The organism is Hydrogenophaga sedimenti (genome assembly GCF_051857515.1).
Lineage (GTDB): Bacteria > Pseudomonadota > Gammaproteobacteria > Burkholderiales > Burkholderiaceae_C > Hydrogenophaga.
Map to the genome: position 1 here is coordinate 235,186 of NZ_JBPZHA010000008.1, position 11,972 is coordinate 247,157.

Sequence of the window (11,972 nt, forward strand, 5' to 3'; positions counted from 1 at the left end):
GGTGCCCCGCGTGCGTCGCGCACCGGACCGGCCATACCGCACCATCCGGAGACTTCATTCATGGGCAGCTTCGTTCAACTCACGTCCGCCGACGGCTCGCATTTTCCTGCCTACGTGGCACAACCGGCCGTCCAGTCCAAGGGCGGGCTGGTGGTGCTGCAGGAAATCTTTGGCGTGAACAGCCACATCCGTGAGGTGGCCGACGGTTACGCGGCCGAGGGCTATTTCGTGGTCGCGCCGGCCACTTTCCACCGCGTCAAGCCCGGTGTCGAACTGGGCTACTCCGAAGCCGACATGGGCGACGGCATGGCGCTGAAGGCCGCGGTCGAGGCGCTGCCGGCGCCCGGCGTGCTGGCCGACATCCAGGCCGCGATCCGCCACGCCGCGCAGGGCGGCAAGGTCGGCATCGTGGGCTACTGCTGGGGCGGCCTGCTGACCTGGCGGTCGGCCTGCCTGCTCGATGGCCTGTCGGCGGCCGTGCCGTACTACGGCGGCGGCATGACGACCGAGGCCGAGGCGGCACGCCAGGCGCGCGTGCCGACGCTGGCGCATTTCGCCGAACAGGACAAATGGATTCCGCTGGACGGTGTCGAGGCGTTCCGCCAGGGCCACCCCGATGTGGCCGTGCACCTCTACCCGGCGCACCACGGCTTCAACTGCGACCACCGTGCGGCCTGGAACACCGACGCCGCGGCAACGGCGCGCCAGCGCACCCTGGCGTTTTTCGCGCAGCACCTGGCGGCCTGACCGGGCAAGGCATCGACCGCCTTGGCCGCGGGTTCAGCGGCCGGTGCGGGCCAGGTAGCGCTTGCGCCAGAACAGGCCCGTGAGCACCGTGGCGATCACGGCCATCGTGCCCATCGCCCACCAGAAGCCGGTCTGGCGGTGCAGCAGCGGGATGAACTCGAAGTTCATGCCGAAGATGCCTGCGATCAGGTTCAGCGGCAGGAAGATCGCGGTCAGCGCGGTGAGCGTGCGCATGATGTCGTTGGTGCGGTTGCTCTGCGCCGAGAAGTGCATCTGCACCGCCGTCTCGGCGTTCTGCTCCAGCCGCCGCACGTGGTGGATCACCCGTTCGGTGTGCTCCAGCACATCGCGGCTGCGCACCTTGAGCAACTCCAGGCCGCGCTGACCGCCGAAGTGGTCGGCGTGGCCCTCCACCACCTCCCAGCCGGCCAGCGACTCGATCCAGTCCTGGATCGCGGCCCGCTGGTCTTCGCAGATCTGGTCGAGCTGGTGCAGCGACATGCGTGCGTCCAGCAGCGAGGACCAGTTCACGAACCGGGTCGAGGGGTGCAGCAGCTCGGCCTGCCAGTGGTCGAGCTGGCAGGTGAGTTCGCGCCGCAGGTCCAGGAAGCCGTCGACCATCTGGTTGATGATGCGCAGCATCAGGTCGGCCGGGCCGGTGGGCAGGTTGACCCCTGCGGTCCGCGAAGCCGACGAGTCGGCCGCCCGCAGGCGGGCGGCGTACTGCTCCAGCACCGTGCAGCCCGTCGGGTGCACGGTCAGCAGCACGCGGTCGAACACCGCGAACCCGACCGGGTTGGTGTCGATGCGCCGCAGCACCGGAGGGCCTCCGCGCCGCTGCGACTGGGTCAGTGGCTGGCCCGGATGGGCCAGGTCGGTCTCGCTCTGTCCCGCCGCCAGCCGACGGAATACCAGCAGGTCGTATTGCGAGGTGTAGTCGAAGTGCGAGGGCAGCTGGTTGTTCAGCAGGTCCGAGATGTGCAGGTCCACCAGCGCCACACCACCGAGCCGCTGCAGCGTGGCCTGCAGGGCGGCCTGCTCCAGCTCGAATTCGCGCCGGCCGCAGGCGATCCAGACGAAGCCGCTGCCCGGTGCCTGCACCGGCAGGACGTCGGACTCGGTCACCGAGCCGGGCAGGATGTGGAAGACGCGCATGGGGTGGGTGCTTGCTTCAGCCGCGCAGCAGCCGGGCGGCGTCGCGCGCGAAGTAGGTCAGGATGCCGTCGCAACCGGCGCGCTTGAACGCCATCAGGCTTTCCAGCATCACCGCGTCGTGGTCCAGCCAGCCATTCTGCGCCGCAGCCTTGAGCATCGCGTACTCGCCGCTGACCTGGTAGGCGAAGGTGGGCATGGCGAATTCGTCTTTCACCCGGCGCACGATGTCCAGGTACGGCATGCCGGGCTTGACCATCACCATGTCGGCGCCCTCGGCGATGTCCAGCGCCACCTCGCGCAGCGCCTCGTCGCTGTTGCCCGGGTCCATCTGGTAGACCTTCTTGTCGGCCTTGCCCAGGTTGGCGGCAGAACCCACGGCGTCGCGGAACGGGCCGTAGAAGGCGCTGGCGTACTTGGCGCTGTAGGCCATGATGCGGGTGTGCACCTGGCCGGCGGCTTCGAGCGCCTGGCGGATCGCGCCGATGCGGCCGTCCATCATGTCGCTGGGGGCGACCATGTCCACACCGGCCGCCGCCTGGGTCAGCGCCTGCTGCACCAGGATCTTCACCGTCGGGTCATTCAATATGTAGTTGTGCTCGTCGAGCACACCGTCCTGACCGTGGCTGGTGTAGGGGTCCAGCGCCACGTCGGTCATCACGCCCAGGCCGGGGAACTCGCGCTTGAGCGCCCGCACCACGCGCGGCACCAGGCCGTCCGGGTTCATGGCCTCCTGGCCGTCCGGCGTCTTGAGCGACTGGTCGATCACCGGGAACAGCGCCATATAGGGAATGCCCAGCTTCACGCAGTCCTCGGCCACCGGCAGCAGCAGGTCCAGGCTCAGGCGCTCGACCCCGGGCATGGACTTGACCGCTTCGCGCCGGTCCGTGCCGTCCAGCACGAACACCGGGTAGATGAAGTCGGCCGGGCTGAGCCGGTGCTCGCGCACCAGGTCACGGGTGAAGGCGTCGCGGCGCAGGCGGCGGGGGCGGGAGAAGGGGTAGGGGGCAGGCGTGTGCATGGGGCTATTGTGGCAAAGGCGTGGGCGCCGCAGCGAAGGCGTTCCCCGCGGTTCGCGTCCCGTTGATTTGTAGCAAGCCGTAAAAAACCCGCGGTGATTGAAAACAGCGGTGGAATGTGTTGAACTCCGCAGTAAGAAGAAAATATCGTTGTCTTGCCACCGACGGCCGGTGCAAAGCGATGCTATTTTTGACGCTTCTTCGCACCGATACCCAGGAGGATCGGTGGCCGCACAGCCTTGAACGGTCACGGTCAGGGTCACCCAAAACAACGATTTCACAACGAGTACCGCCATGCAACCCACACCTACGAGCAAAGCGAACCCGACGGCGTCGTCCAAACCCGGAGCCCCTGCACCAGTCGAGACATGGTCGCTGGATGAGCACTGGCAGGAGTTGGTGACCGCTCTGGCGGATCATTTCACCGAGAGCGTGAGTGGGTTGCAGGGGCAGATCGACCAGCTCCTGGCCAAGGGACGCATCACGAAGATGGAGCACCGCGCGCTGAACATTCCGGCGGAACGCATCAAGCTCGCCGGCGTCAGCGCCCAGCAGATACACCGCTTTTACAGCGGCCGCATCCGTCAGTCGCACGAGAAGGTCAACATGGCCGACCTCGTCGAAGGCGTGCTGCAGGAGCGCAAGCAGGAGCTCGGCATCCTGGGCATCGCGCTGCGTCGCAAGCTCAAGCCGGTGGAAGTGCTGATCGATCCGACCGTGGCCCACACCTTCGTGAATGCGGTGCTGGACTGGGGCATTCCGTTCGGCAACCGGGTCGATGTGCGCATGGACCTCAATGCATGGCCCCAGCACGCCCGCCTGCAGATGCGCGTGGGCAACGAAGGCACGCCGCCGTCGAGCAGCACCTCCTCCGACAGCCTGAGCTGGATGCTGATCCGCCAGATCGCGGCGTCCGCGGGTGGCATCGAGGTCGAGCGCGACGTGACCGCCGAGGGGGTGAGCTTCACCGCGATGTTCAACCGCACCGTGGTGCAGGCGGTCGACGGCATTTCGGCGGTCGACCTGTCCGACGAGCATTCGTCGATGTTCAAGTCACTCTCCGGCACCTATGTGCTGACGATCTCCCCGAGCCTGCAGATCCGTGCGGACGTGCGCGATGCGCTGCGCGAAATCGGCATCTCGTCGGACAGCGTGGTCGACTTCGCGCAGGCCCGCGACGCGATCAAGGCCCGCATGCCCAACCTGATCGTGGTCGACTCGGAAATCAAGGACGACGACTTTGAGAAGTTCCGTGACGACCTGCTGCGCGAGGTCTTCGAGTTCCCGTTTGTCGAGATCTCTCCCGACGACAGTTCGTTCGACATGTCCGGGTTCGGCGAGTTCTCCATGGCCAAGGTGGGTCGCGGGAACATCCGCGAAGCCCTGGGAACGGCCGTGATGTTCGAACTCGCCAAGATGATGTAAGCCTTTGGTATGTCCGTGGGATATCTCACACCGCAAGCCTCACCCCCTGTCAGTTCTGACAGGGGGTGAGGCTTGCCTCTGATGTTTTTTGATGTAACATAGGCACCGAGCGTGCTCTAGGGCCGCTCCCCGCTTTTCCTCCCTGAGCGGGTGCCTTAGTGTGTGACAGCAAAAAGGCTTCCTAACCCGGCCCTGTGGGCCGGGTTTTTTTTTGGCGCCGGATAGCCCTGCGTCGGGCCGTCAGCGGCGGCTACACTGACCGGATGCTCTGGGTCAAGTCGTTTCACATCGTTTTCGTGGCCAGCTGGTTTGCGGGGCTTTTCTACCTGCCCCGAATCTTCGTGAACCTGGCCATGGTTCCACCGGAAAGCGTGGCCGAGCGGGAGCGGCTGATGCTGATGGCCCACAAGCTGTTCCGCTTCACCACGATGCTGGCCGTGCCGGCGCTGTGTCTCGGGCTCTGGCTCTGGCTGGGCTATGGGATCGGGCGGGGGGCAGGAAACGGCTGGATGCACGCCAAACTGGCGATGGTGCTGCTGATCCTGGGATATCACCACGGTTGCTGGCGTCTGCTCAAGACGTTCGACAGCAACACCAATCGACGCAACCATGTCTGGTTCCGCTGGTTCAACGAGGCGCCGGTGATCCTGCTGGTGGTGGTGGTGGTTCTGGTCGTGGTCAAGCCGTTCTGATGCCGCAGCATCCGTGACCACGCGCTCTTCGGCGATGCCACTGGCGCTGCTCTTCGCGGCGATGGTGGTGTATGCCAGCCTGTACCCGTTCGAGGGCTGGCGCTGGCCGGGAGGTTCTCTCCTTGGCTTCTTCTCTGCGCCCCTGTCCAGGTACTGGAGCTGGTTCGATGTGCTGGCCAATCTGGTCGGCTACATCCCTCTGGGGTTCCTGCTGGCACTGGGACTGTCGCGTTCTGGCTGGGGACGCTGGGCCTGGATCATGGCGGCAGCTGGGCCTGCGGTGCTTTCCCTGGCGATGGAGTCTTTGCAGAATTTCCTGCCCATGCGGGTGCCTTCCAACTTGGACCTGCTGCTCAACGCGCTGGGAGCCAGCCTCGGCGCGGGAGGGGCCTGGTGCATGGATCGGCTGGGTGTGCTGCACCGGTGGACGCAGTTCCGGCGGGACTGGTTCCGCCCCCATGCCCACGGCGGGCTGGTGCTGGTCGCCTTGTGGCCGTTTTCTCTTCTGTACCCGGCGTCGGTGCCCTTTGGCCTCGGGCAGGTGTGGGAGCGCCTGGAGGCGTTGCTGGTGGAGGTGCTGAGCGGCACGCCGTTTCTGCGGTGGGTCCCCATGCGGGTCGACAGTGCCGAGGCCCTCGGCCCATTGGCCCAGGCCCTGTGCGTGGCGCTCGGTCTGCTGGCGCCACTGCTGACCGGGTATGCGGATGTGCGCACCGCGCCGCGGCGACTGGTTTTTCTGGTGATGGTGCTGTCGGCCGGATTGGCGGCGGCGGGGCTGTCTTCGGCGCTCACCTATGGTCCCGAGCATGCGTGGGCCTGGGTCGATGCGCCGACATTGCTCGGTCTGGGGCTGGCGGCCGTGGCGGGGCTGGCCGCGCTGGCGCTGCCGCCCCGGGGCTGTCATGTGGGGCTGATCTTGGCGTTGGCGGTGTCCCTGAGCCTGCTGAACCGTGTGCCGTCCAGCGCGTATCTGGACCAGTCGCTGGAGGTGTGGGAGCAGGGGCGGTTCATCCGTTTCCATGGGCTGTCCCAGTGGCTGGGTTGGCTCTGGCCGTTTGCGGCCCTGGTGTTCGGGGTGCGAGCGGCGATCCGGTCGCCTGCGGTGCGCGGACCCGGCCACTAAAATCCCGCCCATGTCTGAAAACCGATCCTCCTACTACGAGCGGCACATCTTTTTCTGCCTGAACCAGCGCGACAACGGCGAAGCCTGTTGTGCGCAGCACAAGGCGCAGGCGGCGTTCGACCGCTGCAAGAGCCAGGCCAAGGCCATGGGCCTGCTGGGCCAAGGCAAGGTGCGGGTCAACAAGGCCGGTTGCCTGGACCGCTGTGCGGGTGGCCCGATTGCGGTCGTGTACCCGGAGGCGGTCTGGTACAGCTACGTCGACGAAAGCGACATCGATGAAATCGTGCAATCGCATTTGCGCGATGGCGTGGTGGTCGAGCGTCTGCTGACGCCGCCCGAGGTGGGGCGCTGATGTCCGTGCCGACGGAAGTCCGGCGTGTCGTGGGGGTGTGCGAATGAATGCACAGACCGAGTTCGGTTTCCAGGCCGGGCCTGTGGGGCGCCTGGAGGTGGCTGTCGACCGGCCGGCCGGCGCTTCTCGGGGCGTGGCGGTCATTTCCCATCCGCATCCGCTGCATGGCGGAACTCTGACCAACAAGGTGGTTCAGACACTGGCGCGTGCCTTCGTGTTGTCCGGCTGGACGGCGGTGCGGTTCAACTTCCGCGGGGTCGGTGCCAGCGAAGGGGTGTACGACGAGGGGCGGGGCGAGCTGGACGATCTGTTGTCGGTGGTGGGCGCGGTGGCTCCGCAAGGAGCGCTGTGCCTGGCCGGCTTTTCGTTCGGTGCCTTCGTGACCACGCGGGCGGTCGAGCAGCTGCACAGCCAGCGCGAGATCGAGCGGGTGGTGCTGGTGGGCACGGCCGCCAGCCGTTTTGATGCGGCGGCGGTTCCTGCGGACCTGCATGCGCGCACGCTGGTGGTCCACGGGGAGCAGGACGACACCGTGCCATTGGCGGCGGTGATGGACTGGGCGCGTCCCCAGGTGCTGCCCGTGCTGGTGGTCCCTGGCGGCGGGCACTTTTTCCATGGCCAGCTGCCGCTGCTGCGGGAGCTGGTGCAGCGTCATGTGCGGGCCTGAGCCCGTTTCTTTCTTTTTTCTGTTTGTCTGACTGGAGTGCGATGTTGTTGCATCGAGCGGTGTACCGCTTTCTGACTGTTCTGGCGCTGTGCGCGTCGTTTGCGGCGCACGCTGCCGCTCCCCAGCCGCCCGAAGTCGCGGCGCGGGCCTATTTGCTGATCGACGTCACTTCGGGGCAGGTGCTGGCGGCCAGGGATGCCGACAAGCCGGTGGAGCCGGCCTCGCTGACCAAGCTGATGACCGCCTATCTGGTCTTCGATGCCCTCAAGTCGGGCAAGCTGGACCTCAAGCAGACCCTGTCGGTGAGCGAGCGGGCCTGGAAGATGCCGGGTTCGCGCATGTTCATCGATCCCAAGATGAAGGTGCCGGTCGAGGATCTGGTCAAGGGCATGATCGTGCAGTCGGGCAACGACGCCACGATGGCGCTGGCCGAGGGGGTGGGTGGCACGGCCGAGCAGTTCGTCGAGATGATGAACCGCCAGGCCAAGGCACTGGGCATGAATGCCACCTCGTACCGCAATCCGGAGGGGCTGACCGTGGCGGGCCACATCACGACCGCCCGCGACCTGGCGACGTTGGCCCAGCGGCTGATGCGCGACTTCCCGGAATACGTGCCGTACTACGCGATCCAGCACTACCGCTATCCGGGCACGCCCGCGGCCAACGACAGCAACCGCAACCTGCTGCTGTTCCGGGACCCCAGCGTGGACGGTCTCAAGACCGGACACACCGATGCCGCAGGCTTCTGTCTGGTCGCCACGGCCCGCAGGGAAGTGGCTTCGCTGGGCAAGGGCAAGGACGGATTGCGCCGGCTGTTGAGCGTGGTCCTCGGTGCGTCCAGTGAAAACGCCCGTGCCGCCGAGAGCCAGAAACTGTTGAACTGGGGCTTCACCGCCTGGGATGTGGTGCGGCTCAGCCAGCCCGGCGATGCCGTGGTGAGTCCGCGGGTCTGGAAGGGGCGTTCGCCCGAGGTTCGTCTGGGCAGGCCCGAAGGGGTGGTGGTGTCGATTCCGGCCGGACAAGGCACGGGCCTGAAGACCGAGGTCGCCCGCCCGGATCCGCTGGTGGCGCCGCTGCTCAAGGGCCAGGCGCTGGGCACCCTGCGTGTGCGCACTGCCAGCGGGGAGCCGGTGGTCGAGGTGCCGTTGACGGTTCTCGACTCGGTGGAAGAAAGCGGCATCCTGGGCCGGGCCTGGGACGCCGTGCGGCTCTGGATCCAGTGATTCGCACCTTGCCTGCCGGGCTGCCCGAAAGAACGATTTGGTGCTTTCGAGGCATCGTGATACAGTCGAGGGCTTTTCGGAATTTTCCGAAGGGTTTTTCGTTTTCGCTTTCAAACGTTTAGGGACGTTTCATTCATGCCAACCATCAGCCAACTCGTGCGCCAAGGCCGGGAGGTCGAAAAGACCAAATCCAAGAGCCCGGCCATGGAAAACTGCCCCCAGCGTCGTGGCGTGTGCACTCGCGTGTACACCACGACTCCCAAGAAGCCCAACTCCGCTCTGCGTAAGGTCGCCAAGGTGCGCCTGACCAACGGTTTTGAGGTGATCTCCTACATCGGTGGTGAAGGCCACAACCTCCAGGAACACAGCGTGGTGCTGGTCCGTGGCGGTCGTGTCAAGGATCTTCCCGGTGTGCGTTACCACATCGTCCGTGGCTCGCTTGACCTGCAAGGCGTGAAAGACCGCAAGCAGTCGCGCTCCAAGTACGGTGCCAAGCGTCCCAAGAAGGCCTGATCTTCCTGAGATATCGGTGTCTGTTCCGCCTGGCAGGTGGATCGGGCGTAGTGACCCCAAACACGGGCTGTTCCGTGCGGGTCGAGTAAGTGAGAGCTCCGGATGGCTCTCGCGGTGTCTGAAAAGACGCCAACTGAAGCAATGCAGAGGTAAAAAATGCCACGTCGTCGCGAAGTCCCTAAACGTGAAATCCTGCCGGATCCCAAATTCGGCAATGTCGAGCTGTCCAAGTTCATGAACGTGATCATGGAAGGCGGCAAGAAGGCTGTTGCCGAGCGCATCATTTATGGTGCCCTCGAGCAGATCGAGAAGAAGACCGGCAAAGACCCGGTGGAAATCTTCTCGACCGCCATCAACAACGTCAAGCCCATGGTGGAAGTCAAGTCCCGCCGCGTGGGTGGTGCCAACTACCAGGTGCCCGTTGAAGTGCGTCCCGTCCGTCGTCTGGCGCTGTCGATGCGCTGGATCAAGGAAGCGGCCCGCAAGCGCAGCGAAAAGTCCATGGCCCAGCGCCTGGCCAACGAGCTGGTCGAGGCCACCGAAGGCCGTGGCGGCGCCATGAAGAAGCGTGACGAAGTGCACCGCATGGCCGAAGCCAACAAGGCCTTCAGCCACTTCCGCTTCTGATGGTTGCAGGCTTTTTGCCTGCCCTGTTTGTCAGAAGCGAGCCCGCGGGCCCCATAAGGGCCGCGGGCTTTGGTACTTAATTTTGGAGAATTTTCATGGCACGCAATACGCCCCTTGAGCGTTACCGCAACATCGGTATTTCGGCGCACATCGACGCCGGCAAGACCACCACGACCGAACGCATCCTGTTCTACACGGGTGTGAACCACAAGATCGGCGAAGTGCACGACGGCGCCGCCACCATGGACTGGATGGAGCAGGAGCAGGAACGTGGCATCACGATCACGTCCGCTGCCACCACCTGCTTCTGGCGTGGCATGGACAACTCCTTCCCGGAGCACCGCTTCAACATCATCGACACCCCCGGCCACGTGGACTTCACCATCGAGGTGGAGCGTTCCATGCGCGTGCTGGACGGCGCCTGCATGGTGTATTGCGCCGTGGGTGGCGTGCAGCCCCAGTCGGAAACCGTCTGGCGCCAGGCCAACAAGTACAAGGTGCCGCGTCTGGCCTTCGTGAACAAGATGGACCGCACCGGCGCCAACTTCTTCAAGGTCTACGACCAGATGAAGCTGCGCCTGAAGGCCAATCCCGTGGCCATCGTGATCCCCATTGGCGCTGAAGAACACTTCACCGGCGTGGTCGATCTGCGCAAGATGAAGGCCATCATCTGGGACGAAGCTTCCCAGGGCATGAAGTTCACCTTCGAAGACATTCCCGCCAACCTGGTCGAGCAGGCCAAGGAATGGCGCGAGAAGATGGTGGAGGCCGCGGCCGAAGCCTCGGAAGAGCTGATGAACAAGTACCTCGAAGAAGGTGACCTGTCTGAAGCCGAAATCACCGCTGGTCTGCGTGCCCGCACGCTGGCCTGTGAAATCCAGCCGATGCTGTGCGGCACCGCGTTCAAGAACAAGGGCGTGCAGCGCATGCTGGACGCCGTGGTCGAACTGCTGCCTTCGCCGGTGGACATTCCCCCGGTTGGCGGCACGGACGAAGACGAGCAGCCCACCAGCCGCAAGGCCGACGACGAAGAAAAGCTGTCCGCGCTGGCGTTCAAGCTGATGACCGACCCGTTCGTGGGTCAGCTGACCTTCGTGCGCGTGTACTCGGGCGTGCTCAAGAAGGGCGACACCGTCTACAACGCGGTCAAGGGCAAGCGAGAGCGCATCGGCCGTATCGTGCAGATGCACGCCAACAACCGCCAGGAAGTGGAAGAAATCCGCGCTGGCGACATCGCTGCCTGCGTGGGCCTGAAGGATGTGACCACGGGCGAAACCCTGTGCGATCCGTCGGCCGTCATCACGCTGGAGCGCATGGTGTTCCCCGAGCCTGTGATTGCCCAGGCCGTGGAGCCCAAGACCAAGGCCGACCAGGAAAAGATGGGCATCGCCCTGAACCGCCTGGCTGCTGAAGATCCGTCCTTCCGCGTGCGCACCGACGAAGAATCCGGTCAGACCATCATTGCCGGCATGGGCGAGCTGCATCTGGAAATCATTGTCGACCGCATGAAGCGTGAATTCGGCGTGGAAGCCAATGTTGGCAAGCCGCAGGTGGCCTACCGCGAAACCATCCGAGGCACCGTGGAAGAAGCCGAAGGCAAGTTCGTGCGCCAGTCCGGTGGTAAGGGTCAGTACGGCCACGTCGTGCTGAAGATCGAACCGCAGGAAGCCGGCAAGGGCTTCGAGTTCGTCGACGCCATCAAGGGTGGTGTGGTTCCTCGCGAATTCATCCCGGCCGTGGAAAAGGGCGTGAACGAAGCCCTGACCACCGGCGTGCTCGCTGGTTACCCGGTCGTGGACGTCAAGGTCACGCTGCACTTCGGTTCGTACCACGACGTGGACTCGAACGAACTGGCGTTCAAGATGGCCGCCATCTTCGGTTTCAAGGAAGGTTGCAAGAAGGCCCAGCCGGTCATCCTGGAACCCATGATGGCCGTGGAAGTGGAAACGCCGGAAGACTACGCCGGTACGGTCATGGGCGATCTGTCCAGCCGTCGCGGCATGGTGCAGGGCATGGAAGACATGGTCGGTGGCGGCAAGGCCATCAAGGCCGAAGTGCCCCTGTCCGAAATGTTCGGCTACTCGACCTCGCTGCGCTCTGCCACGCAAGGCCGTGCGACCTACACGATGGAATTCAAGCACTACTCGGAAGCCCCGCGCAACGTGCAAGAAGCCATCATCTCGGCCCGCGCCAAGTAATACGAACCTGTCTTCGGCACCGCCTTGCGCGGTGGGTCGGCTGCCCGTGGCCGGCCCGTGCCGGAGACGTTAAACACTCACGGGTTTTGTTCTTTCCTTCGAGGTATTTGCAATGGCAAAAGAGAAATTTGAGCGGACCAAGCCGCACGTGAACGTTGGCACGATTGGTCACGTGGACCACGGCAAGACGACGCTGACGGCCGCCATCACCACCGTGCTGGCAGCCAAGTTCGG

13 protein-coding genes are annotated in these 11,972 nt (G+C 64.8%); 11 read left to right on the forward strand and 2 right to left on the reverse strand.

Features of this window, described 5'->3' with window-relative positions; translation table 11 throughout:
- Positions 1-60 precede the first annotated feature (60 nt).
- Entirely contained in the window at positions 61-747 is a 687-nt protein-coding gene (locus ACS5NL_RS14990) for a dienelactone hydrolase family protein (RefSeq protein ID WP_439354721.1), read from the forward strand.
- A gap of 33 nt (positions 748-780) precedes the next feature.
- Here the strand turns inward: ACS5NL_RS14990 and ACS5NL_RS14995 are convergent, their stop codons facing one another.
- Positions 781-1,902 carry a magnesium transporter CorA family protein gene (locus tag ACS5NL_RS14995; RefSeq protein WP_439354722.1) on the reverse strand — a complete coding sequence of 374 codons (1,122 nt, stop codon included), beginning with the start codon at positions 1,900-1,902 and terminating at the stop codon, positions 781-783.
- A gap of 16 nt (positions 1,903-1,918) precedes the next feature.
- Complete coding sequence (hemB, locus tag ACS5NL_RS15000) at positions 1,919-2,920, reverse strand: porphobilinogen synthase (protein ID WP_439354723.1); 1,002 nt, start codon at positions 2,918-2,920, stop codon at positions 1,919-1,921.
- Positions 2,921-3,212: 292 nt separating this feature from the next.
- Between hemB and ACS5NL_RS15005 the strand changes: the two genes are divergently transcribed.
- The 10 genes from ACS5NL_RS15005 to ACS5NL_RS15050 all read left to right on the forward strand — a co-directional run.
- Complete coding sequence (locus ACS5NL_RS15005) at positions 3,213-4,343, forward strand: hypothetical protein (RefSeq protein ID WP_439354724.1); 1,131 nt, start codon at positions 3,213-3,215, stop codon at positions 4,341-4,343.
- 263 nt (positions 4,344-4,606) lie between these two features.
- Positions 4,607-5,035, forward strand: coding sequence for a CopD family protein (locus ACS5NL_RS15010; protein WP_439354725.1), 429 nt, complete (start codon positions 4,607-4,609; stop codon positions 5,033-5,035).
- A 13-nt stretch (positions 5,036-5,048) separates the two neighbouring features.
- Positions 5,049-6,158 carry a VanZ family protein gene (locus ACS5NL_RS15015; RefSeq protein WP_439354726.1) on the forward strand — a complete coding sequence of 370 codons (1,110 nt, stop codon included), beginning with the start codon at positions 5,049-5,051 and terminating at the stop codon, positions 6,156-6,158.
- Positions 6,159-6,168: 10 nt separating this feature from the next.
- Positions 6,169-6,510, forward strand: a complete 342-nt coding sequence (locus ACS5NL_RS15020; RefSeq protein WP_439354727.1) for a (2Fe-2S) ferredoxin domain-containing protein — start codon at positions 6,169-6,171, stop codon at positions 6,508-6,510.
- Positions 6,511-6,553: 43 nt separating this feature from the next.
- Entirely contained in the window at positions 6,554-7,177 is a 624-nt protein-coding gene (locus tag ACS5NL_RS15025) for an alpha/beta hydrolase (RefSeq protein ID WP_439354728.1), read from the forward strand.
- Positions 7,178-7,218: 41 nt separating this feature from the next.
- On the forward strand, positions 7,219-8,400 hold the full coding sequence (locus tag ACS5NL_RS15030) for a D-alanyl-D-alanine carboxypeptidase family protein (RefSeq protein WP_439354729.1): 1,182 nt from the start codon (positions 7,219-7,221) through the stop codon (positions 8,398-8,400).
- A 135-nt stretch (positions 8,401-8,535) separates the two neighbouring features.
- Positions 8,536-8,913, forward strand: a complete 378-nt coding sequence (rpsL, locus tag ACS5NL_RS15035) for a 30S ribosomal protein S12 (protein WP_411366411.1) — start codon at positions 8,536-8,538, stop codon at positions 8,911-8,913.
- Positions 8,914-9,069: 156 nt separating this feature from the next.
- The gene (rpsG, locus tag ACS5NL_RS15040; protein WP_066160156.1) at positions 9,070-9,540 is read left to right on the forward strand and encodes a 30S ribosomal protein S7; all 471 of its coding nucleotides are present in this window, start codon (positions 9,070-9,072) and stop codon (positions 9,538-9,540) included.
- 95 nt (positions 9,541-9,635) lie between these two features.
- Complete coding sequence (fusA, locus tag ACS5NL_RS15045; protein ID WP_439354730.1) at positions 9,636-11,738, forward strand: elongation factor G; 2,103 nt, start codon at positions 9,636-9,638, stop codon at positions 11,736-11,738.
- 112 nt (positions 11,739-11,850) lie between these two features.
- The coding region (locus ACS5NL_RS15050; RefSeq protein WP_233246005.1) for a GTP-binding protein at positions 11,851-11,972 on the forward strand (122 nt) is incomplete at its 3' end.